Origin of the sequence: Kitasatospora brasiliensis (assembly GCF_032654805.1) — a bacterium.
Classification (GTDB): Bacteria; Actinomycetota; Actinomycetes; order Streptomycetales; family Streptomycetaceae; genus Kitasatospora; species Kitasatospora brasiliensis.
This window is the reverse complement of sequence record NZ_JAUOOW010000002.1, coordinates 283,610-309,246: the sequence shown is the minus strand read 5'-3', so window position 1 is coordinate 309,246 and position 25,637 is coordinate 283,610. Positions and strand designations below refer to the sequence as shown.

General features: G+C 72.8%; 23 protein-coding genes and 1 pseudogene. 7 read left to right on the top strand and 17 right to left on the bottom strand.

Features of this window, described 5'->3' with window-relative positions; genetic code table 11:
• Positions 1–15: 15 nt before the first annotated feature.
• A complete protein-coding gene (locus tag QWJ13_RS09260) occupies positions 16–990 on the bottom strand; it encodes an alpha-ketoacid dehydrogenase subunit beta (protein WP_432277469.1) in 975 nt (324 codons plus the stop codon).
• Positions 990–2,144 (bottom strand): pyruvate dehydrogenase (acetyl-transferring) E1 component subunit alpha, encoded by a 1,155-nt coding sequence (pdhA, locus tag QWJ13_RS09255; protein ID WP_432277468.1) that lies wholly within the window; start codon positions 2,142–2,144, stop codon positions 990–992. Before pdhA ends, QWJ13_RS09260 begins: the two co-directional genes overlap by 1 nt.
• Before the next feature lie 426 nt (positions 2,145–2,570).
• On the opposite strand from pdhA, the gene QWJ13_RS09250 reads away from it, so the two are divergent.
• The gene (locus QWJ13_RS09250) at positions 2,571–3,230 is read left to right on the top strand and encodes a response regulator transcription factor (protein ID WP_316522327.1); all 660 of its coding nucleotides are present in this window, start codon (positions 2,571–2,573) and stop codon (positions 3,228–3,230) included.
• Between the two features lie 65 nt (positions 3,231–3,295).
• Positions 3,296–4,396 (top strand): phosphotransferase, encoded by a 1,101-nt coding sequence (locus QWJ13_RS09245; RefSeq protein ID WP_316522324.1) that lies wholly within the window; start codon positions 3,296–3,298, stop codon positions 4,394–4,396.
• Positions 4,397–4,483: 87 nt separating this feature from the next.
• On the opposite strand, the gene QWJ13_RS09240 is transcribed toward QWJ13_RS09245, so the two are convergent.
• The 10 genes and pseudogenes from QWJ13_RS09240 to QWJ13_RS09190 all read right to left on the bottom strand — a co-directional run bounded on the left by QWJ13_RS09240 (position 4,484) and on the right by QWJ13_RS09190 (position 15,779).
• Positions 4,484–5,980, bottom strand: coding sequence for a protein kinase domain-containing protein (locus QWJ13_RS09240; protein ID WP_432277491.1), 1,497 nt, complete (start codon positions 5,978–5,980; stop codon positions 4,484–4,486).
• 328 nt (positions 5,981–6,308) lie between these two features.
• Positions 6,309–7,736 (bottom strand): protein kinase domain-containing protein, encoded by a 1,428-nt coding sequence (locus tag QWJ13_RS09235; protein WP_316522320.1) that lies wholly within the window; start codon positions 7,734–7,736, stop codon positions 6,309–6,311.
• Between the two features lie 212 nt (positions 7,737–7,948).
• Positions 7,949–8,569, bottom strand: coding sequence for a bacterial proteasome activator family protein (locus QWJ13_RS09230; RefSeq protein WP_316522319.1), 621 nt, complete (start codon positions 8,567–8,569; stop codon positions 7,949–7,951).
• A gap of 180 nt (positions 8,570–8,749) precedes the next feature.
• The gene (locus QWJ13_RS09225; protein WP_316522316.1) at positions 8,750–9,502 is read right to left on the bottom strand and encodes a hypothetical protein; all 753 of its coding nucleotides are present in this window, start codon (positions 9,500–9,502) and stop codon (positions 8,750–8,752) included.
• A gap of 139 nt (positions 9,503–9,641) precedes the next feature.
• A complete protein-coding gene (locus QWJ13_RS09220) occupies positions 9,642–10,619 on the bottom strand; it encodes an NAD(P)H-quinone oxidoreductase (protein WP_316522313.1) in 978 nt (325 codons plus the stop codon).
• Between the two features lie 41 nt (positions 10,620–10,660).
• Entirely contained in the window at positions 10,661–11,722 is a 1,062-nt protein-coding gene (locus QWJ13_RS09215) for a potassium channel family protein (protein ID WP_316522310.1), read from the bottom strand.
• Positions 11,723–11,795: 73 nt separating this feature from the next.
• Positions 11,796–12,968, bottom strand: a complete 1,173-nt coding sequence (locus QWJ13_RS09210) for a molybdopterin molybdotransferase MoeA (RefSeq protein WP_316522308.1) — start codon at positions 12,966–12,968, stop codon at positions 11,796–11,798.
• A pseudogene (locus QWJ13_RS34335) lies at positions 12,965–13,888 on the bottom strand (NTP transferase domain-containing protein). The gene QWJ13_RS09210 and the pseudogene QWJ13_RS34335 overlap by 4 nt, the downstream one beginning before the upstream one ends.
• A 20-nt stretch (positions 13,889–13,908) precedes the next feature.
• Positions 13,909–14,856 (bottom strand): MBL fold metallo-hydrolase, encoded by a 948-nt coding sequence (locus QWJ13_RS09195; RefSeq protein WP_316522300.1) that lies wholly within the window; start codon positions 14,854–14,856, stop codon positions 13,909–13,911.
• 155 nt (positions 14,857–15,011) lie between these two features.
• Entirely contained in the window at positions 15,012–15,779 is a 768-nt protein-coding gene (locus QWJ13_RS09190; protein ID WP_316522298.1) for a polyprenol monophosphomannose synthase, read from the bottom strand.
• A 324-nt stretch (positions 15,780–16,103) separates the two neighbouring features.
• Here QWJ13_RS09190 and manA point away from each other — a divergent pair, with 324 nt between their 5' ends.
• Positions 16,104–17,282 carry a mannose-6-phosphate isomerase, class I gene (manA, locus tag QWJ13_RS09185; RefSeq protein ID WP_316522296.1) on the top strand — a complete coding sequence of 393 codons (1,179 nt, stop codon included), beginning with the start codon at positions 16,104–16,106 and terminating at the stop codon, positions 17,280–17,282.
• A gap of 12 nt (positions 17,283–17,294) precedes the next feature.
• Here manA and dnaB read toward each other — a convergent pair whose 3' ends face one another.
• Complete coding sequence (gene dnaB / locus QWJ13_RS09180) at positions 17,295–18,818, bottom strand: replicative DNA helicase (RefSeq protein ID WP_432277490.1); 1,524 nt, start codon at positions 18,816–18,818, stop codon at positions 17,295–17,297.
• A gap of 585 nt (positions 18,819–19,403) precedes the next feature.
• Here dnaB and QWJ13_RS09175 point away from each other — a divergent pair.
• On the top strand, positions 19,404–20,741 hold the full coding sequence (locus QWJ13_RS09175) for an MATE family efflux transporter (protein ID WP_316522290.1): 1,338 nt from the start codon (positions 19,404–19,406) through the stop codon (positions 20,739–20,741).
• Positions 20,742–20,823: 82 nt separating this feature from the next.
• Here QWJ13_RS09175 and rplI read toward each other — a convergent pair whose 3' ends face one another.
• From rplI to rpsF, 4 genes are all read right to left on the bottom strand, one after another.
• Positions 20,824–21,270, bottom strand: a complete 447-nt coding sequence (gene rplI, locus QWJ13_RS09170) for a 50S ribosomal protein L9 (RefSeq protein ID WP_316522289.1) — start codon at positions 21,268–21,270, stop codon at positions 20,824–20,826.
• Between the two features lie 17 nt (positions 21,271–21,287).
• Entirely contained in the window at positions 21,288–21,524 is a 237-nt protein-coding gene (rpsR, locus tag QWJ13_RS09165; RefSeq protein ID WP_030059640.1) for a 30S ribosomal protein S18, read from the bottom strand.
• Between the two features lie 79 nt (positions 21,525–21,603).
• Positions 21,604–22,206, bottom strand: coding sequence for a single-stranded DNA-binding protein (locus QWJ13_RS09160; RefSeq protein ID WP_316522287.1), 603 nt, complete (start codon positions 22,204–22,206; stop codon positions 21,604–21,606).
• A gap of 96 nt (positions 22,207–22,302) precedes the next feature.
• Positions 22,303–22,593 carry a 30S ribosomal protein S6 gene (gene rpsF / locus QWJ13_RS09155; protein WP_030233085.1) on the bottom strand — a complete coding sequence of 97 codons (291 nt, stop codon included), beginning with the start codon at positions 22,591–22,593 and terminating at the stop codon, positions 22,303–22,305.
• A gap of 319 nt (positions 22,594–22,912) precedes the next feature.
• Between rpsF and QWJ13_RS09150 the strand changes: the two genes are divergently transcribed.
• From QWJ13_RS09150 to QWJ13_RS09140, 3 genes are all read left to right on the top strand, one after another.
• On the top strand, positions 22,913–23,212 hold the full coding sequence (locus QWJ13_RS09150; RefSeq protein WP_316522281.1) for a hypothetical protein: 300 nt from the start codon (positions 22,913–22,915) through the stop codon (positions 23,210–23,212).
• A 221-nt stretch (positions 23,213–23,433) separates the two neighbouring features.
• Positions 23,434–24,552, top strand: a complete 1,119-nt coding sequence (locus QWJ13_RS09145; protein ID WP_316522278.1) for a lipid II:glycine glycyltransferase FemX — start codon at positions 23,434–23,436, stop codon at positions 24,550–24,552.
• Positions 24,553–24,565: 13 nt separating this feature from the next.
• Positions 24,566–25,600 (top strand): alanine racemase, encoded by a 1,035-nt coding sequence (locus tag QWJ13_RS09140; protein ID WP_316522276.1) that lies wholly within the window; start codon positions 24,566–24,568, stop codon positions 25,598–25,600.
• Positions 25,601–25,637: the final 37 nt, after the last annotated feature.

Here is a 25,637-nt window from a genome sequence, read left to right as displayed (position 1 = left end):
CTTCGCTCCCCGGAGTCAGTACGCGAGCGCGCGGTCGACGGCGTCGAGCACGCGGTCCAAGTCGGGCAGGAAGGCTTCCTCGACCCGGGACGGCGGGTACGGCGCGTGGTAGCCGCCGACCCGCAGGACAGGTGCTTCCAGGTGGTAGAAGCACTTCTCGGTGAGCCGGGCGGCCAACTCGGCGCCCATGCCCAGGAAGACGGGTGCCTCGTGCACCACGACGGCCCGACCGGTGCGCTTGACCGACTCCTCCAGGGTGGCGAAGTCCACCGGGGAGAGCGAGCGCAGGTCGACGACCTCCAGCCGGCGGCCGTCCTCCTCGGCGGCCTTGGCGGCCTCCAGGCAGACCTTGACCATCGGGCCGTACGCGAGCAGCGTCGCGTCGGTGCCGGGCCGGACGATCCGGGCGTCGTGCAGGCCCAGGTCCGCGGCGTCGCCGACCTCGCCCTTGTCCCAGTAACGGCGCTTGGGCTCCAGGAAGATGACCGGGTCGTCGGACTCGATCGACTGCCGCAGCATCCAGTGGGCGTCGTGGGCGCTGGCCGGGGTGACCACCCGCAGGCCGGCGGTGTGCGCGAAGTACGCCTCGTGCGACTCGCTGTGGTGCTCGACCGCGCCGATGCCACCCGCGTAGGGGATGCGCACGGTGACCGGCAGCTTGACGTGGCCCAGCGCACGGGCGTGCATCTTGGCCAGCTGGGAGACGATCTGGTCGAAGGCCGGGTAGACGAAGCCGTCGAACTGGATCTCCACGACCGGGCGGTAGCCGCGCAGCGCCAGTCCGATCGCGGTGCCCATGATGCCGGACTCGGCGAGCGGGGTGTCGATCACCCGGTCCTCGCCGAAGTCCTTCTGGAGGCCGTCGGTGATCCGGAAGACGCCGCCGAGCTTGCCGATGTCCTCGCCCATCAGGACGGTCTTCGGGTCGTTCTCCAGCGACTTGCGCAGCGCCCCGTTCAGCGCCTTGGCGATGCTCAACTGACCGGCCATCAGTGGGTCTCCCCCGTCTCGAAGGAGGCCGCGTACTCGACGTACTCGGCCCGTTCCTCATCGACCAGCGCGTGCGGCTCGCTGTACACGTGGTCGAAGATCAGGGTCGGGTCCGGGTCCGGCATGCCGCGCACGCCCTCGCGCACCCGCAGCCCCAGCTGCTCGCTCTCGGCGTCGACGGCGGCGAAGAACGCCTCGTCGGCCAGGCCCTCCTTCTCCAGGAGGGCGCGCAGCCGGGTGATCGGGTCCTTGGCCTTCCAGGCCTCGGTCTCCTCGGCGTGCCGGTAGCGGGTGGGGTCGTCGGAGGTGGTGTGGGCACCCATCCGGTAGGTGAAGGCCTCGATCAGCACCGGGCCGTTGCCGCTGCGGGCGTGGTCCAGCGCCCAGCGGGTGACCGCCAGGCAGGCCAGCACGTCGTTGCCGTCCACCCGGACGCCCGGGAAGCCGAAGCCGGAGGCGCGGCGGTACAGCGGGATCTTGGTCTGGTTGGTGGTGGGCTCGGAGATCGCCCACTGGTTGTTCTGGCAGAAGAACACCACCGGCGCGTTGTAGACCGAGGCGAAGGTGAACGCCTCGTTGACGTCGCCCTGGCTGGAGGCGCCGTCGCCGAAGTACGCGATCACCGCGTCGTCGGCGCCGTCCTTGCTGATGCCCATCGCGTAACCGGTGGCGTGCAGGGCCTGCGCGCCGATCACGATGGTGTACAGGTGGAAGTTCTTCTCGTTCGGGTCCCAGCCGCCGTGGTTCACGCCGCGGAACATGCCGAGCAGGTTCAGCGGGTCGACGTCGCGGCACCAGGCCACGCCGTGCTCGCGGTAGGTGGGGAAGGCGTAGTCGCCGGGGCGCATGGCGCGGCCGGAGCCGACCTGGGCGGCCTCCTGGCCGAGCAGCGAGGCCCACAGGCCCAGCTCGCCCTGGCGCTGGAGCGCGGTGGCCTCACCGTCGAACCGGCGCACCAGCACCAGGTCGCGGTAGAGGGCGAGCAGCTCCTCGGGAGTGGTGGTGAGAGGGTAGTCCGGGTGCTCGACCCGCTCGCCTTCCGGCGTGAGCAGCTGGACGAGCTCCGGCTGGGCGTCCTCGCCCGTGGCGCGGAGGGTGTCGGGGACGGAGGGGGCCGCCTTCTTGCGGGCCCTCGCCGTGCTTTTGACGGTCACGTTCACTCCTCGGTCTGTCCGGCCGCCCGGGGTCGCCGGTGACCGGTCCGGTCACCGCCTCGCGGGGCGCGCGTGGGTGTGCGCTCCCACAGCGGGGCAGGTGGTGATCCTGTTCCGACGGCGTCCCGCACGAGAACGTTACCCAGCGTCCGCCCGTGACGCGCTTGCGCTAGGACGTCCTACTTGTTCAGGGTCTACAACCCCGAGGGTGCCGCGGTCGGCTCGCCGTCGGAAGGGTGGGGGTGACGGGCGGCGTGACGCAGCTCTCAATTCGAGCGCCTTCAGGACACCAGCGCACGTTATCCGGGCGGACGCCCGTACGTAAGGGGGTTCTCGGTATCGGTTTTCGGTGGGCCTGTCTGATTCCCGTCTTGACGGCGGTGTGAACGATAGGTCTTTCGTACGGTGATATGGGAGGCTTTGGATGTGACTGATAACGGACAAATCAGGGTATTCCTGCTCGACGATCACGAGGTCGTCCGACGGGGCGTGCACGATCTGCTTTCGGTCGAGGACGACATCGAGGTGGTCGGCGAGGCCGGTACGGTCGCCGAGGCGCTCACCCGGATCCCGGCGGTCCACCCGGACGTGGCGGTGCTCGACGTCCGGCTTCCGGACGGCAACGGGGTCGAGGTCTGCCGCGAGATCCGGTCCCAGCTGCCGGAGGTCAAGTGCCTGATGCTGACCTCGTTCTCGGACGACGAGGCGCTGTTCGACTCGATCATGGCCGGCGCCTCCGGCTACGTGCTGAAGGCGATCCGCGGCACCGACCTGATCACCGCCGTCCGGGACGTCGCGGCCGGCCGCTCGCTGCTCGACCCGATCGCCACCAGCCGGGTGCTCGCCCGACTCCGCGACGGCGGCGAGAAGGAGGACGAGCGGCTCGCCCAACTCACCAAGCAGGAGCGGCGGATCCTGGACCTCATCGGCGAAGGTATGACAAATCGTCAGATCGGCAACGAGCTGCACCTGGCGGAGAAAACGGTCAAGAACTACGTCTCCAGTCTGCTCGCCAAGATGGGCATGGAGCGGCGCACCCAGGCGGCCGCCTTCGTGGCGCGGCACCAGGCCGACCACCAGTACTGACCGCACCACTGCACAGAACTGACGACTTGTCAAGGGCCCCCGCAAGGGGGCCATAACCTCTGCACGTGACTTTCAGCCAGACCCTCGCCTGCGCCCCGGCCCGCCCCGATCTCTCCGCACCGCCGATGGGGACCCTCAGCCCACCCGTCCCGTACAACGCGCTCGCCGAGGTCCTGGCCCGCTACCGGGTGGGACGGCTGCTGACCGCCGAACCCGTCGCCGAGGGCCTGCTGAACCGGGGGTACCTGGTCACCACCGAGGCCGGTCCGTACTTCCTGAAGTGCTACGTCGACGCCGCCACCGCCGGCCGGGCGAAGATCCTCGCCCACCACCGCGCGATGGCCGCGCTGAACACCGTCGGACTGCCCGTCGCACCCCCGCTGGCCTGCGCCGAACGGTCGAGCACGGTCGCCTCCCTGGGCGGCCGGATGTTCGCCCTGTTCCCCTGGGTCGAGGGCCGGCACCGGCACGGCGACGAGCTCGACCCGGCGCAGTGCGACGGGCTCGGCACGCTGCTCGGCCGGCTGCACGGCGCGCTCGACGACGTCTGCGCCCCCCTGGTGCAACCCGCCGGCTACCGGAGCGCCGACCCGGCGGACAGCGCCGGGCTGGCCCGCGATCTGCGGCGCCACGCCCAGGAGCACCGCCCGGCCGGGGAGTTGGACGCGCTGGTGGTGCACCGGCTCACGGAACGGCTGGAACTGCTCGCCCGATACGCCCACCGCCGCCCCGCCCCGGAGGCCGCGCCGCCCACCGGCTGGACCCACGGCGACTTCCACGGCCTCAACCTGCTCTACGGGAACAGGTCGCGGGACGGCGGGGTGGCGGCCGTCCTGGACTGGGACAAGCTCGGCCCGCAGCCGCGCGCCGAGGAGGCCGTCCGGGCCGCCACGCTGCTCTTCAACGACCGCGTCTCCGGCGTCCTGGACCTGGTCCGGGTCCGCCGCTACTCCCAGGCCTACCGGGCCACCGGCGCCGCCACCGCCGAGCACCTGGCCGCGGCCGTCCACCGGGTCTGGTGGGAGCGGCTGAACGACTTCTGGATGCTCCAGTGGCGCTACCAGCGGGCCGACCACCGGGCCGACCCGCTCTACCCGGCCTCCGCGGGCCAGTTGGCGTGGTGGTGCCAGGAGTACGAGCAGGTGCTGGACGCCTTCGCCAACTGACGGCACCGGCCCGGCGGGAGGCCGGCCGCACGAGAAGGGCCGACCGGTGCGACACCGGTCGGCCCTCACGTCTGCTCCCCCCGCCGCTCAGCCGCCGGTGCCGAACGCGGGCAACGAGGGCGGCGTGGTCACCGGCGGGTTGGTCTTGGTCGGCAGCGGGTTCGGCAGCCCCGTGCTGTTGCCGCCACCGGTACCGCCACCGCCCGTCGACGTCCCGCCGGTCGAGCTCGCCGAAGCGCTAGCGCTCGGCGTGTGGCTCGGGGCGTCGGTCGGCGTCGGGCTCGACGAGTGCCGGCCCGAACTCGGCGACGGCGACACGTTGTTGCCGTTGTTCCAGGTGCTGTTCCCGGTGTTGGCCGGGTCGGTCGGCTGCTGCGGCTTCTTGCTGCCCGAGACCGAGGCAGGCGGGGTCGGCTGACCGCTCTGGACCGGCGTGGACGGCTCGCTGGTGCTGACCACCGTGGCCTGCGGTGTGGTCACCGAGCCGGTGTGGTCGTCGGAGCCGCTCATCGCGAACGCGATGCCCGCACCGGCCGCGACCAGCACGGCGACCACACCGGCCACCCAGGCCCACGGCCCGCGCCGACGACCGGAGTCCTCGCCGTCCTCGCCGCCACCGGTGTACGAGACGCCGGACGCCAGGTAGGGCGAGGAGGGCGACTGCGGGCCGCCCGTCGGGTAAGGCAGCACCGAAGTCTGGTCGGCCGGGCGGACCGCGCCGAACGCCGTGGTCGCGGCCTGGTCGGGCCGGAGCACCTGGGTCGCCCCGGTGTCGCCCGGGACCCAGCCGGCCCCGGCCGCGCCGTGCATCTCGCGCAGCGCGTGCTGCACGTGGGCGCGGAACTCGTCGGCGTCCTGGAAGCGGTCGTCCGGGTTCTTGGCGAGCGAGCGCAGCACCAGCTGGTCGAGCGCGGCCGGCACCCGGCCGTTGGCCTGCGAGGGCGGCACCGGCATGTCCTGGACGTGCTGGTAGACCACCGAGAGCGGGGTGTCGCCGGTGAACGGCGGTCGCAGCGTGAGGAGTTCGTAGAGCATGCAGCCGGCCGCGTACAGGTCGGAGCGGTGGTCGACCTGCTTGCCGAGCGCCTGCTCCGGCGAGAGGTACTGCGGGGTGCCCATGACCATGCCGGTCTGGGTCATCGTGGTGGCCCCGCCGGTCAGCGCCCGGGCGATGCCGAAGTCCATCACCTTGACCGCGCCGGCGTTGGTGATGCTGACGTTGGCGGGCTTGATGTCGCGGTGCACGATGCCGTTGCGGTGGCTGTAGGCGAGCGCCTCCAGCACCCCGGCGATGATGATCAGCGCCTGGTCGACCGGCGGCGCCTCCTCGTCCGCCAGCAGCTCGCGGACGGTGCGGCCCTCCACCAGCTCCATCACGATGTACGGCGTGGACTCGTCCCCGACGTACTCCTCGCCGGTGTCGTAGACCGCGACGATCGAGTGGTGGTTGAGCGCCGCGACGGCGTGGGCCTCACGGGTGAACCGCAGCCGGGCGACGTCGTCCTGGGCCAGCTCTCCACGCAGCAGCTTGACCGCGACGGTGCGGCCGAGCCGCACGTCCTCGGCGGCGAACACCTCGGCCATGCCACCGCGCCCGAGCCGGTGGGTCAGCCGGTAGCGGCCGTCACCGACGGTGCTCAGCGGCACGGCGGTGCCACGGCCCGGAGTCGGCGGGCCGATGACCGGCGGCAGCGCCGACGTCGCGGCTTCGCTGCCGGGCTCGGGGATCCTCGGCGTCCCGCCGGTCCGGCCGACCCCGCGGGCACCCGCATCTTCGTCCGGCTGCTGCGTCTGTGCCATCGCTCCTCGCCCCGGGCGTTCGCTCGGATCGCGGTGCCCTGTCGCTTACGTATCCCCGAACGCTACCGCTTCCGAAGGACGACCGTGGTACCCCCGAACCAGTCGGACGTGGTCAGTGCAGGCCGTCGCGGTCGGCCGGGAGGTCGACCACCAGCACGGCGGCGGGGCGCTCGGCGTGGCCGACCTTGGTGCCCGTCTTCTGTTCCGCACGGTTGACCACGATCGCGATGATGATGCCCGCGAGCACCAGCACGCCGACGATGATCCCGACCACCACCACGGCCGTGGAGCAACCGCCGCCGCTGGTGGGCGCCTTCGGCTGCTGGTACGGCGGCATCGGCTGCGGCGGCGGGGTGTGCGCCTGCTGCTGCTGCGGGTACTGCGGCCGAGGCGTCTGGTAGGCCGGCGGCGGGGTCTGGTACTGCGGCGGCGGGGTGTGCGCCTGCTGCTGCTGCTGCGGGTACTGGGGTCGCGGCGTCTGGTAGGCCGGCGGCGGGGTCTGGTACTGCGGCGGCGGGGTGTGCGCCTGCTGCTGCGGCCCCCCTTGTCCGTACTGCGCGTGCGGGTGCGGGGTCGGCGGGGCGGCGTGCACCGACCGCGGGCCCTCGTTGATCACCAGCGGGGTGCTGGCCTCCAGCTTGTGCCCGCTGCCGCCGCTCTTGGCCGCCGCGATCAGCCGCTCCGCCTCGTCCCGCATCGCCGCCGCGCTCTGGAAGCGGTGCGCCGGGTCCTTGCGCAGCGCCTGGGCGACGTAGGCGTCCACCTCGGGGGTGATCGAGCGGTTGAGGGCGGAGGGGGCCGGCGGTTCCTCCTGGACGTGCTTGTAGGCGATCGAGAACGCCGAGTCGCCGTCGAAGACCAGCCGGCCGGTGAGCATCTCGAAGAGCATCACGCCGACCGAGTACAGGTCGGAGCGGGCGTCCACCGGCTTGCCGAGCGCCTGCTCCGGCGAGAGGTACTGCGGGGTGCCGACCACCATGCCGGTCTGCGTCATCGACGTGACGCCGGATTCCAGCGCGCGGGCGATGCCGAAGTCCATGACCTTGACATTGCCCTTGCGGTCGAACATGACGTTGCCGGGCTTGATGTCGCGGTGCACCAGGCCCATGTCGTGCGAGGCCTCCAGCGCGTTCAGCACGCCGACGGTGACCCGCAGGGCCTCCTCGGTGGGCACCGCGCCGTACTGGCCGATCGCCTCGTTGATCGACTCGCGCAGGCCCATGCCGTCGATCAGCTGCATGACGATGTACGGCGTGCTGGAGCCGTCCGCGGCGATGTCCTCGCCACTGTCGTACACCGTGACGATGTTGGGGTGCTCCAGCCGGGCCACCGCCTGGGCCTCGCGGCGGAACCGCTCCTTGAACGAGTCGTCCCGGCCCAGCTCGCTGTGCATGCTCTTCAGCGCGACCTGCCGGTCCAACACGCGGTCGTGGGCGAGGTGCACGGAGGCCATGCCGCCCTCGCCCAGCAGCCGCTGCAGCACATAGCGGCCGTTGCCCAGGGAGAAGCCCTCGACCGCCGCGTTGCCGTGCTCGCTCATGGTCCTCTGCTCCCCCTCGGCGCGGGCGTGCTCGCCGCAGCCTGACGTTCGGTCTCGTCCGTGCGTGGTGGGCCCTGCCCGCCGGCCTGGCGGACCCCGGTCGCGGCGGTTCCAGCGGCCGACGACTGGGTCAGGGTATCGGCTCGCGCCGACGGCGGTGCGCCCGGTCCGAGGGTGCTCGGGACGGACCGGACGTACCCACCGGCGTACGGCTACAGATAGGGGCCGGAGCGGATGCCGCGGCCCTGGCCCTGGCCCGGCTCGTCCTCGTCCGCCTCACCGCTGTGCAGACCGGGCGGCAGTGCCCGGCGCATCTGCTCCAGCTGGGCCCGCGCCGCCATCTGCTGCGCGAACAGGGCGGTCTGGATGCCGTGGAACAGGCCCTCCAGCCAGCCGACCAGCTGGGCCTGGGCGATCCGCAGCTCGGCCTCGGTCGGGATGGTGTCCTCGGTGAACGGCAGCGACAGCCGCTCCAGCTCGGCGACCAGCTCCGGGGCCAGCCCGAGTTCGAGCTCCTTGATCGAGCTGGCGTGGATGTCCTTCAGCCGGACCCGGCTCGCCTCGTCGAGGGGCGCCGCCCGGACCTCCTCCAGGAGCTGCTTGATCATGCTGCCGATGCGCATGACCTTCGCCGGCTGCTCGACCATCTCGGTCACCGGGAGCTCACGCGGCATGTCACCCTCGTCGTCCCCGTCGCCCGCCGCGCCGGCGAACCCCTGGCCCACGGGCAGCCCGTCCGGTCCGACGATCAGCACCTTCTGGCCGTCCTGCGACTGCCCGCCGGTGGCCCGGAAGGGCTCCTGCGACGGGCGCTCGTTCATCGGATTCGTCATGAACAACATTCTCTCTCACTGGGGTTGGTCGGGCGGAAGCCCCCGGTCGTCCCGCCTTCCCGCGACCCCCTGCGGGCGGGGGGGGTAACGCCCCCGGAACCCCTCCCGGACCCACACCGGATCTCCACGCCCGGACGCCGGGACCAGAGCGGCGCCGGGGGCGGGACCGGGGGCGCCGCCTCAACCCTTGCGCAGCCGCAGGCCTATCAGCCCCAGCCCGCAGCCGATCATCCCCAGCCCGACGCCCAGCGGGAGCTGGGTGGTGGAGGCGTCCTGCCAGCGGGCCGGGAACAGCACGGGCACCGGGACGGCGGCCGCCACGGGCTGTCCGGCGGCCGGCGCCGCGAGGTCCGCGGCGGCCCGGTCCGGGGCGGCGGCCTCGCCGGGGGCCCCGGCGTCCGCGGCGTCGCCGTCGCCCTCCGGTTGCTCGGCCGCGACGCCCTGGTCCGGGGCCTGCTCGGGAGGCTGTTCCGGGGCCCGCGCCGGAGCCTGCTCGACGGGCTGGTCCGGAGCCTGCTCGGGCGCCTGCTCCGGAGCCTCCTCGACGGGCTGGTCCGGAGCCTGCTCCACCACGGCGTCGGAGCGCTCGGGCAGCGAGGCCGGGCGGTGACGGTGGAACGGCGGGAAGTCACCGTCCGGGTACGGATGCGGCAGCGGCCGGGAAGCCCGCTCGAAGGAGTCGGCGTCGGCCTCCGCGCCCGGATCGAACCTCGCCCCCGCCCCGGGCGGCGGGTACGCCGTCGGCGAGGGCAACGCCACCGCGGCCGAAGCGGCGGCCAGCGGAAGCGTGAGCCCCAGCACCGCCGCCGCGAACAGCCGCTGAGCGCGGCCCGGAGCGCGGCGGGCGATGCGAGGGGCAGTACGACGGGCGGTACGACGGTGGTGCGGCGCGACGGGCAGCGGCCCGAGGGGTGCGTACGGTGATGCGGCCACGGTCGGAGTCCTTCCGACGGCCGACGGCGCCCGGGGGCGGGATCGGCGGCGGGACTGCTCCGGACCAGCCTCGCACGCCCCGATCGTTACGGCATTTCGGGCAATTCACCCACCCTCGACGCCCCCGGACCGCCCGCGCTCAGGCCCGCAGCACGACCTTCCCGACCTGCTCCCCGCGCTCCAGCACCCGGTGCGCCTCGGCCACCTCGGCCAGCGGCAACACCCGGTCCACCACCGGCTTCACCACCCCGGACTCGACCAGCGGCCACACGTGCTCCCGCACCGCCGCCACGATCGCCGCCTTCTCGGCCAGCGGCCGCCCGCGCAGGTTGGTGGCGATCACCGCCGCGCGCTTGCGCAGCAGCGCGTTGAGGTCCAGCTCGCCCTTCACCCCGCCCTGGAGCCCGATGATCACCAGCCGCCCGTTGACCGCCAGCGCGTCCACGTTCCGCTGGAGGTACTTGGCGCCCATGATGTCCAGGATCACGTCCGCCCCGGCCCCGCCGGTGGCCTCCCGGAGCGCCTCGACGAAGTCCTGCGCGCGGTAGTCGATCAGGATGTCCGCGCCCAGCTCGGCGCAGCGCGCCAGCTTCTCCGGACTGCCCGCGGTGACCGCGACCCTAGCGCCGACCGCCTTGGCCAGCTGGATCGCCATCGTCCCGATCCCGCTCGCGCCGCCGTGCAGCAGCACCGTTTCGCCGGGCCGCAGGTGCGCGGTGAGGAAGACGTTGGACCACACCGTGCAGGCGACCTCCGGCAGCGCCGCGGCCTGCTCGGCGGTCAGCCCGGCGGGCAGCGGCAGCAGCTGCCCGGTCGGCACCGCGACCCGCTGCGCGTAGCCGCCGCCGGCCAGCAGCGCGCACACCTCGTCGCCGACCGCCCAGCCGGACACCCCGGGCCCGAGCGCGACGATCCGCCCGGCGCACTCCAGGCCCGGATAGGGGGAGGCGCCGGGCGGCGGGTTGTAGAAGCCCTGCCGCTGGAGCAGGTCGGCCCGGTTGACGGCGGTGGCCGCCACCTCCACGAGGACCTCGCCCTCGCCGGGCACCGGATCGGGCACCTCGGCCCAGACCAGTGCCTCGGGACCACCGGGTACGGGAATCGTCATCGCATGCATGCCCCGAACCTACTGCGGGTCAGGGCGGTCGCGGGGGCGGCTCAGCCGGTCGGGGCGACTCCGCTGGACTTGATGACGATCACCCGGTCGGTGAGCTGGAGCACCGCGGCCTCCGGCTCGGTGTAGTTGAGCACCCGTCGGCCGCGGACCACCGCGACCACCAGGTCCGCGCACTGGCGCGGACTGTGCCCGGCCTCGGCCCGGGTGACCGGGCGCTCCACCACGTCCAGCCCGTTGCCGTACGTCAGCAGGTCCTCCATCACCGCCCCGGCGTGCGGGCTGAGCATCGACAGCCCGAGCAGCCGCCCGGCCGAACTGGAGCTGGTGACCACCACGTCGGCGCCGCTCTGCCGCAGCAGCGGCGCGTTCTCGTCCTCCCGGACGGCGGCGACCACGGTGGCGGCCTTGTTCAACTGGCGCGCGGTCAGCGTGATCAGCACCGCGGTGTCGTCCCGCTCCGGCGCGACCACCACCCGTGCCGCGGTGGGCAGCGCGGCCCGGATCAGGGTGTCGGTGCGGGTGGCGTCGCCGACCACCCCGACCAGGCCGTCCCGGGCGGCGTGGTCGATCACCTTGCGCTGCGGGTCGACGACGACGATCTCCTCCTTCTTCACCCCCTGGCCGAGCAGGGTGTCGACGGCGCTGCGGCCCTTCGTCCCGTAGCCGATGACGACGGTGTGCTCGCGCACGGTGGACCTCCAGCGGTTCAACCGCCATTGCAGGCGGGTCCGTTCGGTGAGCACCTCCAGGGTGGTGCCGACCAGGATGATCAGGAACACCACGCGCAGCGGGGTGACCACGAAGATGTTGGTGAGCCGGGCGCTGTCGCTGAACGGGGTGATGTCGCCGTACCCGGTGGTGGAGAGCGTCACGGTGGCGTAGTAGGCCGCGTCCAGGAAGCTGAGCCCGCCACCGGCGTTGTCGTTGTAGCCGTCCCGGTCGACGTACACGATCAGCGTGGTGGCGACCAGCACGGCGAGCGCCAGCAGCAGCCGGGAGCCGACCTGCCGGACGGCGGGCTCGGCCCGCCGGGCGGGCAGCACGATCCCGGCGTCCGCCCACGGCTCGGTGCCGGGCGCGGTGTTGCGTCTCAAACGGTTCATGCGCCCACCTCGCTGCGCTCGGCAGCCGCTTCGCCGAACGCGCGCCTCTCGATGGTGCGCTCACTTCGCTCGCTCACGGCACCTCCACCAGTTCCACCGTCTCCCCCGCCGCCGTCCCGCCGGGCGGCACCACGGCCAGCGCCTCGGCCCGGGCGAGGCCGCGCAGCATCGCGGGCCCGTCGAAGGCCAGCGGCACGACGCCCCCGGCGGTCCGCCGGACCGGCTGGAGCCGGGTGTCCGTACGGTGCCCGTGCAGCGCCGCCGCGGCGGTCGCCAGGACGGGGGCGTCGGCGGGCCGCCCGCCGCGGGCGTGCAGCAGCGGCAGGACCAGGGTGACCATCCCGACGACGGCGGCCAGCGGGTTGCCCGGCAGGCCCACCAGGTGGCGGCCGCCGGGGAGTTCGGCGAGCAGCATCGGGTGGCCGGGCCGGACGGCGACGCCGTCCACCAGCAGCCGGGCGCCGACCTCGGCGAGCGCCCGGTGCAGGAAGTCGACCGGACCGGCGGCCGTCCCACCGGTGGTGACCACCAGATCGGCGGTGGAGTGCCGCAGCGCGTCCCGGAGCAGCGCGAAGTCGTCCCGGACGTACCGGACTTCGGCCGGCTCGGCGCCGGCCGCCCGCAGCCAGGGCGGCAGCAGCGGCCCGAGCGCGTCCCGGACCAGGCCCGGCCCGGGGACACCGGAGGTGAGCAACTCGTCGCCCAGCAGCAACAGTCGGACCTCGGGACGGCGGTGGACCGGCAGCCGGTCGTGGCCGCAGGCGGCGGCCAGGCCGAGCACGGCCGGGCCCACCGGCGTACCGGACGGCAGCAATTCCTCGCCCCGGCGGCACTCCTGGCCGCGCGGGCGGACGTCCTGGCCGGGGCTCAGCGGCTCCGGGCCCCGGTCGTGCAGCAGCGCGCCGTCCGATCGGCCGTGCTCACGGCGCAGCACCGCGGTGGCGCCGGGCGGCAGCTGGGCGCCGGTGGCGATCTCCGCGGCGGTGCCGTCGGTCAGCGGCGCCGGCTCGGCCCGGCCGGCCAGCACCCGCCCGGCGACCCGCCAGGGGCCGGGGCCGGCGACCGCCCAGCCGTCCATCGCGGAGGTGTCGAAGGCCGGCAGGTCGGTCAGCGCGCCGAGCGGCTCGGCGAGGGTGTGGCCGAGCGCCTCGGCCAGCGGGACGCCGACCCCGGACAGCGGGCGCAGCCCGGCCCGGCGAGCGGTCTCCCGGGCCCGGGGCCAGCTCAGCGGTCCGACCGTGCTCACGACTCGCCCGGCGCGTCGGCCGCCCACCGCTCGGCGAGGGCCTCGACCCGTCGGGTCGCCTCGGCGACCGCCTCCGCCCCGCCGCCCCGCCGGGCGGCCGCGTAGCCGATCAGGAAGGCGGTCAGCGGCGCGGCCGGCCGGGCCACTCCGTGCGCGACCACCCGGGCCGTGTCGAGCAGACCACGGACGTCCACGTCCAGGTCGATACCCAGGTCGGCCTTGGCCTCGGCGATCCAGTCATCCAGCGTGCGCTCCATGCGCCTTATGCTGCCCGATCGTCGGTACCCCCGAGGTGTTCGCCCCTGGCGCGGGGCGCGTCGTTTCGCTCACACGCCGCCGGTGCCCCGGTCGCGCTCGCGGGCCTGCTCCAGGTCCTCCCAGGTGTCGCAGTCGTGGGCGACCTGGTCGGTGTCGGCCACCCGCAGCCCGTTCAGCGGGCCGAGGAAGCGCCGCAGCGACTGGCCGGCCGGGTCGCCGAGGGCGGCCAGCGCGGTGCGCAGCGCGGCACTCCGGTAGGCGGCGGCGAGCGGCTGGTCCCGGCCGCCCGCGTCGACCAGCACGGCGGCGTCCGTCCCCTCCCCGGCCTCGTCGAGGGCGGTGACCAGGCGTTCCACCGTCCGGCGGTCCAGGAACGGCAGGTCGGCGGCGAGCAGCAGCACGGTGTCCGCGGTGACCAGCTCCAGTCCGGCCGCGACGGCGGCGACCGGCCCGCCGCCGGGCGGCCGCTCCCTGGTCCAGCGGACGCCGGCCGTCGTGGTCGGCCGGGCCGGGCCGACCACGACGGTGGTGCGGGCGCCCGCGCAGGCGGCGAGCACCCGGTCGAGCAGGGTGGTCTCGCCGACCGTCAGCCCGGGTTTGTCGGCCCCGCCGAGGCGTCGGGCGGCCCCGCCTGCCGGGACGATCACGTCGTACGGCGTCATGCGGCCAGTATCCGCCCGCGCTACTCCGCCTCGGGCTCGGGCTCGGGCTTCGCCTCGGGCTCGGGCTTCGCCTCCGGGCCCGCTTCCGCGGCCGCACGAGCGGTGTTGGCGGCCGCGCCCAGCGCCAGGAAGGACGGCAGGGTCAGCTCCCCGTACCGCTCGTTCATGGCCGTGACCAGCGCCTCCGGGTCGTCCGGGTGCCCGGCCAGCAGCCGGTCGAAGTCCTGGAGGTACTCGCCGGTGAAGGCCAGCACCCGGGCCGCGTCGTCGCCCTGGTCCGGGGCCCGGTGGCCGGCGATCACCCGGTCCGCGCCGAGGTCGGCGATCCGGCCGAGGTTGTGCCCCCAGGTGGTGCGCTGGGCGGGGGTGGTGTCGGCGGTCCACAGGTGGGTGCCGTTGGCGACGAAGTCCCCGGCGATCACGGTGCGGATGCTCGGCACGTGGACGACCGTGGAGTCCCCGCAGTCGGCCTGGCCGAGCAGCAGCACCGGGATCACCTGGCGGTCCAGCATCAGCGGCTGCGGCAGCAGCGGGGCGGGGATCAGCGGGTGGTCCGGGATGTCGTCGCCGTACACCGGCTTCCACTGGGCGACCTTGGCGGCGACGGTCGCCGCGATGGCCTCGACCACGGCCGGGGCGGCCAGCAGCTGCGCCTCGGGGAAGAGCCGCAGCACCTCCTCGGCGCCGAAGTAGTGGTCCGGGTGCGGGTGGGTGACGACGATGGCGAGCAGGCGCCGGCCCTTGCCCGCGACCCATTCGGCCAGCTCGCGCCCGGCGCTGCGGGTCAGCTGGGCGTCCACCAGGATCGCCGTCCGCTCGCCGAGGATCAGCGTGGAGGTGGCGAAGAAGGCCGACTCGGGGCCGGTGAAGACGGCGGTCTCCAGCGGCCGCGCGGGCTGCCCGAACTCCACCGGCTCGTTCTGGGCACGCTCCGCGCCGGCGCTCTCCTCGGGCGGGGACGACGTCACGGGTTGCTCCCTCTGATCGGCAAATCGGATTGGCTGCGCCCTACAGCATGGGAGTACCGACGTCCGAATGAGCGGAAGGCGCGCCCGGCGCGGCGTGCGTCACACGGCGGAAAGCCCGTCCACCGGTTCCGGTGGACGGGCCTCACGCGGTTCGGTCAGCGCTTCGCGGCGCCCCGGCGCAGTCGGGCCAGCCGGTCGGTGACACCCCAGGTGGTCACCCGCCACAGCGCCTCGACCACGATGTTGCGGCTCATCTTGGAGGCGCCCAGCTCGCGCTCGACGAAGGTGATCGGCACCTCGGCGACCTTGAACCCGGCCTTCACCGTGCGCCAGGCCAGGTCGACCTGGAAGCAGTACCCGGCCGAGGCGACCTGGTCCATGCCCAGGCCGAGCAGGGTCTCCTTGCGGAACGCCCGGTAGCCGCCGGTGACGTCCCGGATCGGCACGCCCAGCATCAGCCGCGAGTAGGTCGAGCCGCCGCGGGAGAGCAGCAGCCGCGACTTCGGCCAGTTCACCACCCGGCCGCCCGGCACCCAGCGCGAGCCCAGCACCAGGTCGGCGCCGCGCAGCGCGCCCAGCAGCCGGTCCAGCTCCTCGGGCTGGTGCGAGCCGTCCGCGTCCATCTCGACCAGGACGTCGTAGCCGTTGTCGATGCCCCAGCGGAAGCCCGCGAGGTAGGCGGCGCCGAGGCCCTCCTTGCCCTTGCGGTGCATCACGTGGACCTGCGGGTCCTCGACGGCCAGCTTGTCGGCCAGGTCACCGGTGCCGTCGGGGCTGTTGTCGTCGGCGACCAGCACGTGCACCTCGGGCACGGCGGCACGGACCCGGCCGACGATCCGCTCGACGTTCTCCGCCTCGTTGTAGGTCGGGATGATCACCAGGACCTTGCCGAGATCAGCAAAACTCTGCTGGTTCACGGTCACGTACAAACCTCTCGGCCGATGACGGGGGGTCTCGGAACACCGGCGCCCGCACTCTGGAACGCGGCTCCACCGGCAGCCCGCCGGGGGATCACCCCGGCGGAGAACTGCGCGCAGGGCGGAGGCTACTGCGTCCTGGCATCCTACTACCGCACCGGGAACCAACGCTGCGGCCATGGCACTCCCACCGGATGCCCACCGTTTCCCCTTGGGTGACACCGTTCGGCTAGGGTCGTTCCCTTGCCTGTGCCCGGACCCCCCGCACCGCCGGGCCCGCCCCGGCGATCCGGCACACCCGCCAGACAGCGAAGGAGTAGGACCGCGCGCATGGACAGGCTCGTCAACACCGTCCGCCCGTACGCCTGGGGGTCGCTGACCGCCCTGCCCGAGCTGCTCGGGCAGCGGCCGACCGGTGAACCGCAGGCCGAGCTGTGGATGGGCGCCCACCCCGGTGCCCCGTCGCGCGCCGACCGCGGCGAGGGCCCGTGCCGACTGGACGAGCTGATCGCGGCCGATCCCGAGGGCGAGCTGGGCGCCGCGAGCGTGGCCAGGTTCGGTCCGTCCCTGCCGTTCCTCTTCAAGGTCCTCGCCGCGGGCATCCCGCTGTCGATCCAGGCCCACCCCACGGTGGACCAGGCCCGGGCGGGCTTCGCCGCCGAGAACGCCCTCGGCATCCCGCTGGACGCCCCCGAGCGGAACTACCGGGACACCAACCACAAGCCCGAAATGGTCTGCGCGCTGGGCGAGTTCGAGGGCCTCTGCGGCTTCCGCCGGCCCGCCGAGGCGGCCCGGCTGCTGAGCGGACTGGCGGTGCCCGGGCTCGCCCCGGTGATCGACCGGCTGTCAGCGGCCGGAGGAGAGTCCGAGGCGCTGCGCGGCGCCCTGACCGCCGCCCTCGCGCTGGACGAGGAGACCGTCCGGCGGACCGTCGAGGTGCTGGCGCTGACCGATCCGGACGGGGAGTACGCACCGTACGCCCGGGTCGCCAAGGACTTCCCGGACGACCGCGGCGTGATCGCCGGGATGCTGCTCAACCACCTCCGGCTCCAGGCCGGCGAGGCGCTCTACCTGGGCGCCGGGGTGCCGCACGCCTATCTGTCCGGTGTCTGCGTCGAGCTCCAGGCCAACTCCGACAACGTGCTGCGGGCCGGCCTCACCCCGAAGCACATCGACGTGCCGGAGCTGCTGAAGGTCGTGGTCTTCGAGGCCGGCGCCCCCGAGCCGCTGCGGCCGGCCCCGGTCGAGGGCACCCCGGGCGAGGAGCTCTACCCCGTCCCGATCGACGAGTTCCGGCTCTCCCGCTTCACGCTGGACGGCGTCGAGCGCGAGATCGACGGCCGCACCCCGCAGATCCTGCTCTGCACCGAGGGCGCCGCCCGGCTGACCGCCGCCGACGGCACCGTCCTGGGCCTGGCCCGCGGCCAGTCCGCCTTCCTCCCCGCCACCGGCGCCCCGACCCGCCTCTCCGGCACCGGCACGCTCTTCCGCTCCACCGTCACCGTCTGACGGCCCCCGGGATCAGTCCCGGGTCATGTCGACGAAGCGCGAGTAGTGGCCCTGGAAGGCCACCGTGATGGTCGCGGTCGGACCGTTACGGTGCTTGGCGACGATCAGGTCGGCCTCGCCCGCGCGCGGGGACTCCTTCTCGTAGGCGTCCTCGCGGTGCAGCAGGATGACCATGTCGGCGTCCTGCTCGATCGAGCCGGACTCGCGGAGGTCCGAGACCATCGGCCGCTTGTCGGTGCGCTGCTCGGGGCCACGGTTCAGCTGGGAGAGCGCGATGACCGGGACTTCCAGCTCCTTGGCCAGCAGCTTCAGGTTTCGGGACATGTCCGAGACCTCCTGCTGACGGTTCTCGGCCCGGCGGGAGCCGCCGGACTGCATCAGCTGGAGGTAGTCGATGACGATCAGCTTGATGTCGTTGCGCTGCTTGAGCCGTCGGCACTTGGCGCGGATCTCCATCATCGACAGGTTCGGCGAGTCGTCGATGAACAGCGGCGCCTCGCTGACGTCGGGCATCCGGCGGGCGACCCGGGTCCAGTCGTCGTCCGTCATGTTCCCGGAGCGCATGTGGTGCAGCGCCACCCGGGCCTCGGCCGAGAGCAGGCGCATGGCGATCTCGTTGCGGCCCATTTCGAGCGAGAAGATCACGCTCGGCAGTTTGTGGTGGATCGAGCAGGCCCGCGCGAAGTCCAGCGCGAGGGTGGACTTGCCCATCGCGGGACGGGCCGCGATGACGATCATCTGGCCGGGGTGCAGCCCGTTGGTGAGCTGGTCGAAGTCGGCGAAGCCGGTCGGCACGCCGGACATCTGGCCCTGCCGGGAGCCGATCGCCTCGATCTCGTCGAGGGCGCCCTCCATGATGTCGGCCAGCGGCGCGTAGTCCTCGTTGGTGCGCTGCTCGGTGACGGCGTAGATCTGCGCCTGGGCGGCGTTGACGATCTCGTCCACGTCGCCCTCGGCCGCGTAGCCCATGCCGGCGATCCGGGTGCCGGCCTCGACCAGCCGGCGCAGCACGGCCCGCTCGTTGACGATCTGGGCGTAGTACTCGGCGTTGGCCGCGGTCGGGACGGAGTTGACCAGGGTGTGCAGGTAGGAGGCGCCGCCGACGCGCTGGAGCTCGCCGCGCTTGGTCAGCTCGCCGGCCACGGTGATCGGGTCGGCCGGCTCGCCGCGGGCGTAGAGGTCGAGGATCGCGCCGTGGATCATCTCGTGCGCGGGCCGGTAGTAGTCGGCGGGCTTGAGCACCTCGACCACGTCGGCGATGGCGTCCTTGGAGAGCAGCATGCCGCCGAGGACGGACTTCTCGGCGTCCAGATCCTGCGGGGGGACGCGCTCGAAGCCGTCCGCGCCACCGCCGCCACCGCCGTCGCCCTCGTCCCGGCGCTGCCAGCCACCCTCCGACCGGCCGCCCTTGCCGCCCTTCTGGAAGCCGTCCTTCTGGAAGCCGCCGTCCTTCCGGAAGCCGTCCTTCTGGAAGCCGTCCTTCTGGAAGCCGTCGCGGCCACCGCCCTGGCGCCCCTCACCGCGGCCGCGGGACACCGGCAGCCGGTCGCCGGGGCCGTCCGGGAAGGGGGCGTCGTCGAAGGCACCGGCCGGGAAGGGATCCTCGGCGGTCTGCCAGTCCTCCTCCGGCGGCGGGGCGTCGTGGTCGTCGTACTGGGGGCCGGTCACGCGTGTTCCCCGATCAGCGAGTGGTGCGAAGTTGGAGCGGGCCTTGCCGGTGGCTGGGTGGAGCGGATCCGCTCCTCTTTGTACGCCACGGCCCCGACAAATCGGACGCCGGGGGCGGTGGGAGTGTCGGGTGGATGGCCCACGCTAAGGCGCCGGACGCCCTTGCGCCAAGGCGGTTATCCACAGGGGGTGTGGATGAACGGCCCCGCCCTGTGGAGAACTGCCGCAAAGCTGTGGACACCCCTGTGGACGTCCCTGTGGATAACCGGACGATCGATCCGCCGTCAACCTGCTGACCTGGGATTACCACTTCTCGGGCCTGTGCATGAGAAATTCTTCACACGCCTCCGAATGGCTGTGGGCACAGAGCGGGCGAACCGCGTCGCTCAGAGTTTCGAGTAATGGCCACACATCACTTACGTCCATTACCTGTGGATGAGTAGCCTGGAGCCCATGACCGCCTCGCCCCCACCCCCGGCCACCCGCCGCCGGCACGACCGGGAGATCCTCGCCCTGGCCGTCCCGGCCTTCGGCGCCCTGGTCGCCGAGCCGCTCTTCCTGATGGCCGACTCGGCGATCGTCGGCCACCTCGGCACCCCCCAGCTGGCCGGGGTCGGCGTCGCCTCCGCCGCGCTGTCCACCGCGACCGGGGTGTTCGTCTTCCTCGCCTACGCCACCACCGCGGCGGTCGCCCGCCGGATCGGCGCCGGGGACCGCCGGGGCGCCGTGCAGCAGGGCATCGACGGCATCTGGCTCGCGCTGGGCCTGGCCGTCCCGGTGGTGCTCCTCACCCTGCTGCTGGCCCCCTGGGTGGCCGACGTCCTGGGCGCCTCGGCGACCGCCGCGCCGCACGCCGTGACGTACCTGCGGATCAGCTCCCTGGGCATCCCGGCGATGCTCATGGTGCTGGCCGCCACCGGGGTGCTGCGCGGCCTCCAGGACACCCGCACACCGCTGGTGGTGGCCGTCGCGGGCTTCGCCGCCAACATCGGCCTGAACGCCGGCCTGGTGTACGGCGCCGGGCTCGGCGTGGCCGGCTCGGCCTGGGGCACCGTGCTCGCCCAGACCGGGATGGCCGCCGCCTACCTGGTCGTGGTGGTCCGCGGCGCCCGTCGGCAGGGGGCCTCGCTGCGGCCGGACGCGGCCGGCATCCGGGCCGGCGCGAAGGCCGGCGGCCCGCTGCTGGTCCGGACGATCAGCCTGCGCGCGGTGCTGATGACCGCCACCGCGGTGGCCGCCCGGCTCGGCGACGACCAGGTGGCCGCGCACCAGATCACCATGGCGCTGTTCAACTTCCTGGCCTTCGCGCTGGATGCCATCGCGATCGCCGGCCAGGCCATCATCGGCCGCTACCTGGGCGCCTCGAACGTCCCGGGAGCACGGGCCGCCACCCGGCGGATGGTCGAGTGGGGCATCGTCTCCGGGCTGGTGCTCGGCCTGCTGGTGGTGCTCGCCCGCCCGCTGTACGTCCCGCTGTTCACGCCCGACCCGGCCGTCCGCTCCCAGCTGGCCACGGCCCTGCTGCTGCTCGCGCTCACCCAGCCGGTGGCCGGCCTGGTCTTCGTGCTGGACGGCGTGCTGATGGGCGCCGGGGACGGCCCGTACCTGGCCTGGGCCGGGCTGGCGACCCTGGCGGTGTTCGTCCCGGTGGCCCTCGCGGTCCCGGCCACCGGCGCCGGACTGGCCGGACTCTGGTGGGCGATGAACCTGTTCATGCTGCTCCGGGCCGGCTTCCTGGCCTGGCGCGCCCGCGGCGGCAAGTGGCTGGTCACCGGAGCGGTCCGCGGCTGAAACGTTCCGCCTCTGCCACGGGAAACGACCGAGGGCCGGACTCCCGGAGGAGTCCGGCCCTCAGGCCTTGGAGCTACGGAGCTCAGGCAGCCACGACGGCGACGTCGAGGTTGGCCACGACGTCCGAGTGCAGCTTGACCGAGACCTTGTGGGAGCCCACGGTCTTGATCGGCGAAGCGATCGCGACGGCGCGCTTGTCCACAGCCGGGCCGCCGGCGGCCTTGATGGCCTCGACGACGTCGGCCTGGGTCACCGAACCGAACAGACGGCCGGCCTCGCCCGAGCGAACGGCCAGCTTGACCTGGACGCCCTCAAGCTTGCCCTTGACCTCGTTGGCGGCCTCAAGGGTCTGGATCTCGTGGATCTTACGGGCGCGACGGATGGCGTCGACGTCCTTCTGACCACCCTTGGTCCAGCGGATGGCGAAGCCACGCGGGATCAGGAAGTTGCGGGCGTAGCCGTCCTTGACCTCGACGACCTCGCCGGCCGAGGCCAGGCCCGGCACCTCGTGAGTGAGGATGATCTTCATTACTTGGTCACCCTCTCTTAGCGCGCGGTGCTGGTGTAGGGCAGCAGCGCCATCTCACGGCTGTTCTTCACGGCCGTGGCGACGTCACGCTGGTGCTGGGTGCAGTTGCCGGTCACCCGACGGGCACGGATCTTGCCGCGGTCGGAGATGTACTTCCGCAGCAGGTTCGTGTCCTTGTAGTCAACGTAGTTGACCTTGTCCTTGCAGAAGACGCAAACCTTCTTCTTCGGCTTGCGAGCAGGCGGCTTCGCCATTGTGTGCTCCATTTGGGGTTCACGGCCCGGCGGGCGTCCGGGGACGCCGACGGCCGGGCCGCACGAAATCTGTCAGCTCTTAGAACGGGGGCTCTTCCGAGTAGCCGCCACCACCGGACGGGGCACCCCAGCCGCCGCCCTGGTTTCCACCGGACGGGGCGCTGGAGGCCCAGGGGTCGTCGGAGGGGCCGGACTGGCCGCCACCGGAGTTTCCACCCCAGTTGCCGCCGCCCTGCTGGCCACCGCCGCCGCCCCAGCCGCCACCGCCCTGGCCGCCACCCTGCTGGCCGCCGAAGCCGCCACCGGGGCCGCCGGACCGGTTGGCCCGGGTGACCTTGGCGGTCGCCGAGCGCAGGCTCGGGCCGACCTCGTCGACCTCGACCTCGAAGACCGTCCGCTTCTCGCCTTCCTTGGTCTCGTAAGACCGCTGGCGCAGTCGGCCCTGCACGATGACGCGCATGCCGCGCTGGAGCGACTCGGCCACGTTCTCCGCCGGCTGCCGCCAGACGTTGCACGTGAGGAAGAGGCTCTCGCCGTCCTTCCACTCGTTCGTCTGACGGTCGAAGGTGCGGGGGGTGGACGCGATGCGGAACTTCGCGACCGCCGCACCCGACGGGGTGAAGCGCAGCTCGGGGTCGTCGACGAGATTGCCGACGAGGGTGATGACGGTCTCGCCTGCCATGGTGGTGATGACCTCTCGGGAAGATGTCCGTTCACCGCTGTTTCACGTGAAACAGCGGACGCGAGCTACCCGAGACCCGAAGGCCTCAGAGGTGGCTCAGTGGGTGTCCGGGCGCAGGACCTTGGTCCGCAGAACCGACTCGCTCAGGCCCATCTGGCGGTCGAGCTCCTTGACGACCTCAGGCGTGGCCTTCAGGTCGATGACCGAGTAGATGCCCTCGGACTGCTTGTTGATCTCGTAAGCCAGACGGCGACGACCCCAGGTGTCGACCTTCTCAACCTTGCCGCCGCCGTTGCGGACGACCGTGAGGAAGTTCTCGATCAGGGGGGAGACAGCGCGCTCCTCGACCGAGGGGTCGAGGATGACCATCACCTCGTAGTGACGCATGGGTAACCCACCTCCTTTGGACTCAGCGGCCACGGTCTCTCCGTGGCAGGAGGGTTGTGCGTAGCGTCGGCACCGGAGCAGTGACCGACTCCGCCACCGTAGCGGCCGGGTCGGACAGACGGCCCCCGCACCACCCGGAAGCGGGTGTCGCCCGGAAGAGGGCGCAAGGGGGCACAACTACACCAGTGCAGACGGCACAGCCTACCTGCACCCGGACGGACGAACAAAACGCATAGGGGTTGTGAGACCGACCCAACCGCCGCAATCTGGACGGAACGGGATCCCTGCCCGTTCGTCTCCACGCCAGGAGGTGGGACTCATGGCCCAGTCCGTCCACCGCATGCCCGCGCTCACCCTGAACACCGACGGCCATCCGCACCCCCGGGAGAACACCCTGGTGGGCATCACCGCCCTGCTGGGCGTGATCGCCTTCACCACCTCGTTCTTCCACAACCTGCACCTGCTGACCTCGTGGACCGGCCTGTTCGGGATCGTCACCGGCCTGTGGGGCATGTTCGTCTCGGTCACCACCGCCGAGCGCTTCGTCCTGATGATCACGCTCGGCGCCGCCGCGATCGGCTTCTACCTCGGCATCGCCCGCGGCGGGCTCTGGGGCTGAGGCCCCGCCCGCGAACCGCCGCGAGCCGCTGAGAACCGCTGGGACCGAGGCCACAGAGCCCGCCCGGAACCCCCGCCGCCCCCGTCGCGTATCTGCTGGAGGAGACAGGTACCCGACGGGGGCTCCGTCGTGCCCGCCGCGCCGGGCGCCCGGGCCCCGGACGATAGGGTCAAGCCCGAGAACCTGGGCACCGCAGCCCGACCGACGAGGAGCACCGAGCAATGAGCCTGCGCCTGAGGACGATCACCCGCGAGGAGCACCTCGCCTTCATCAGGAGCCGTGCCTCGGCCAGCCACATGCAGGTGCCGTCCTGGGGCGACGTGAAGGCCGAGTGGCGGTCCGAGTCGATCGGCTGGTTCGACGACACCGACCAGCTCGTCGGCGCCGGCCTGGTGCTCTACCGGCAGCTCCCCAAGCTCAAGCGCTACCTGGCCTACCTGCCCGAGGGCCCGGTCATCGACTGGTTCGACCGCGACCTCGACCGCTGGCTCTCCCCGATGCTGGCCCACCTCAAGTCGCAGGGCGCCTTCTCCGTGAAGATGGGCCCGCCGGTGGTCATCCGCCGCTGGGACGCCCCCACCATCAAGGAGGCCATCGCCGGCAAGCAGGCCAAGCGGCTGCGCGACGTCGAGGCCGACTGGTACGAGGCCCGGGCCTTCGAGGTGGCCGACCGGCTGCGCAAGGCCGGCTGGCTCCAGGGCGATGACGGCGGCGCCGGCTTCGGCGACGTCCAGCCCCGCTACGTCTTCCAGGTGCCGCTGGCCAACCGCTCGCTGGACGACATCCAGAAGGGCTTCAACCAGCTCTGGCGCCGCAACATCAAGAAGGCCGAGAAGAGCGGCGTCGAGGTGTACCAGGGCGGCTACGACGAGCTGCCGATCTTCCACCAGCTCTACCTGGTCACCGCCGAGCGCGACAAGTTCACCCCCCGCCCGCTGTCCTACTTCCAGCGGATGTGGAAGGCCATGGTGGCCGAGGACCCGAACCGGATGCGGCTCTACATCGCCTACCACGAGGGCGAGCCGCTGGCCGCCACCACGATGCTGGTGGTCGGCGAGCACGTCTGGTACTCCTACGGCGCCTCGGCCAACCACAAGCGCGAGGTCAAGCCGTCCAACGCCATCCAGTGGCGGATGATGCGCGACGCCTACGCCCTCGGCGGCGGCGTGTACGACCTGCGCGGCATCAGTGACACCCTGGACGAGAACGACCACCTGTTCGGTCTGATCCAGTTCAAGGTCGGCACCGGTGGCCAGGCGGCCGAATACCTCGGCGAGTGGGACTTCCCGCTCAACAAGCTGCTGCACAAGGCCCTCGACCTCTACATGTCCCGCCGCTGAGGAGGCTGCCCCGATGACGCTGTCGCTCTACCTCGACACCGAACGCTGGCGCACCCACCAGCGCACCGTCCTCGCCGAGTTCCCCGGTCTGGTGCCGGTCGCCAAGGGGAACGGCTACGGCCTGGGCAACCACCGGCTGGCCGAGGAGGCGACGCTGCTGGGCACCGGGGTGCTCGCCGTCGGTACCGCGTACGAGGCGGCCGACGCCGCCGAGTGGTACGGCGGCGAGCTGCTGGTGCTCACCCCCTACCGGGTCGGCGAGGAGGTGCTGCCGCTGCCGCACTCCCGGGTGATCCGTACGGTGGCCCACGTGGACGCGCTGCGCGCGCTGCACGGTGCCCGGGTGGTGGTGGAGTGCATGACCACCATGCGCCGGCACGGTGTGAGCGCCGCCGAGCTGACGACCGTCGCCGCCGAGCTGGACGGCGTCGACTTCGAGGGCCTGGCGCTGCACCTGCCGATGGACCGGCCAGACGGCTCCAACCCGGTCGACGAGGTCGTGTACTGGGTGGACGCCGCCGTGGCGGCCGGCATCCCGGTGCACACCGTGTTCGTCAGCCACCTCGGCGCGGCCGGCATGGAGCAGCTCGCCAAGCGCTACCCGCAGACGGTCTTCCGGGCCCGGATCGGCACCCGGCTCTGGCTGGGCGACCACGCCGCGCTGGAGGTCCGGGCCACCGTCCTGGACGTCACCCCGGTGCAGAAGGGCGACCGCTACGGCTACCGCCAGCACCCGGCGCCCTCGGACGGCCACCTCCTGGTGGTCGCCGGCGGCACCGCCCACGGCATCGGCCTGGAGGCGCCGAAGTACGTGGCCAGCATGGGCGCGCGGGCCAAGGGCATCGCCCGGGCCGGCCTGGCGACCGTCAACAAGACCAAGTCGCCGTTCCACTGGGCCGGCAAGCAGCTGTGGTTCGCCGAGCCGCCGCACATGCAGGTCTCGCTGCTGTTCCTGGACGGGGAGACCAAGCCCCCGACGATCGGCGAGGAGCTCGGTCTCCAGGTCCGGCACACCACCACGCACTTCGACCGCGTCGTAGACCGCTGAGCACCCCTTTCGGCACCGGCGCGGCCCTTGGGCTCGC

What these genes read in the sequence shown, in the direction of transcription:
- rplI (WP_316522289.1), bottom strand. Translation starts at nt 21,270, where the DNA reads ATGAAGATCATCCTCACTCACGAGGTGCCGGGCCTGGCCTCGGCCGGC.
- manA (WP_316522296.1), top strand. Translation starts at nt 16,104, where the DNA reads ATGGACAGGCTCGTCAACACCGTCCGCCCGTACGCCTGGGGGTCGCTG.
- QWJ13_RS09220 (WP_316522313.1), bottom strand. Translation starts at nt 10,619, where the DNA reads ATGCATGCGATGACGATTCCCGTACCCGGTGGTCCCGAGGCACTGGTC.
- rpsF (WP_030233085.1), bottom strand. Translation starts at nt 22,593, where the DNA reads ATGCGTCACTACGAGGTGATGGTCATCCTCGACCCCTCGGTCGAGGAG.
- QWJ13_RS09140 (WP_316522276.1), top strand. Translation starts at nt 24,566, where the DNA reads ATGACGCTGTCGCTCTACCTCGACACCGAACGCTGGCGCACCCACCAG.
- QWJ13_RS09175 (WP_316522290.1), top strand. Translation starts at nt 19,404, where the DNA reads ATGACCGCCTCGCCCCCACCCCCGGCCACCCGCCGCCGGCACGACCGG.
- QWJ13_RS09150 (WP_316522281.1), top strand. Translation starts at nt 22,913, where the DNA reads ATGGCCCAGTCCGTCCACCGCATGCCCGCGCTCACCCTGAACACCGAC.
- QWJ13_RS09260 (WP_432277469.1), bottom strand. Translation starts at nt 990, where the DNA reads ATGGCCGGTCAGTTGAGCATCGCCAAGGCGCTGAACGGGGCGCTGCGC.
- rpsR (WP_030059640.1), bottom strand. Translation starts at nt 21,524, where the DNA reads ATGGCGAAGCCGCCTGCTCGCAAGCCGAAGAAGAAGGTTTGCGTCTTC.
- QWJ13_RS09145 (WP_316522278.1), top strand. Translation starts at nt 23,434, where the DNA reads ATGAGCCTGCGCCTGAGGACGATCACCCGCGAGGAGCACCTCGCCTTC.
- QWJ13_RS09240 (WP_432277491.1), bottom strand. Translation starts at nt 5,980, where the DNA reads ATGGCCGAGGTGTTCGCCGCCGAGGACGTGCGGCTCGGCCGCACCGTC.
- QWJ13_RS09230 (WP_316522319.1), bottom strand. Translation starts at nt 8,569, where the DNA reads ATGACGAATCCGATGAACGAGCGCCCGTCGCAGGAGCCCTTCCGGGCC.
- QWJ13_RS09235 (WP_316522320.1), bottom strand. Translation starts at nt 7,736, where the DNA reads ATGAGCGAGCACGGCAACGCGGCGGTCGAGGGCTTCTCCCTGGGCAAC.
- QWJ13_RS09215 (WP_316522310.1), bottom strand. Translation starts at nt 11,722, where the DNA reads ATGAACCGTTTGAGACGCAACACCGCGCCCGGCACCGAGCCGTGGGCG.
- QWJ13_RS09160 (WP_316522287.1), bottom strand. Translation starts at nt 22,206, where the DNA reads ATGGCAGGCGAGACCGTCATCACCCTCGTCGGCAATCTCGTCGACGAC.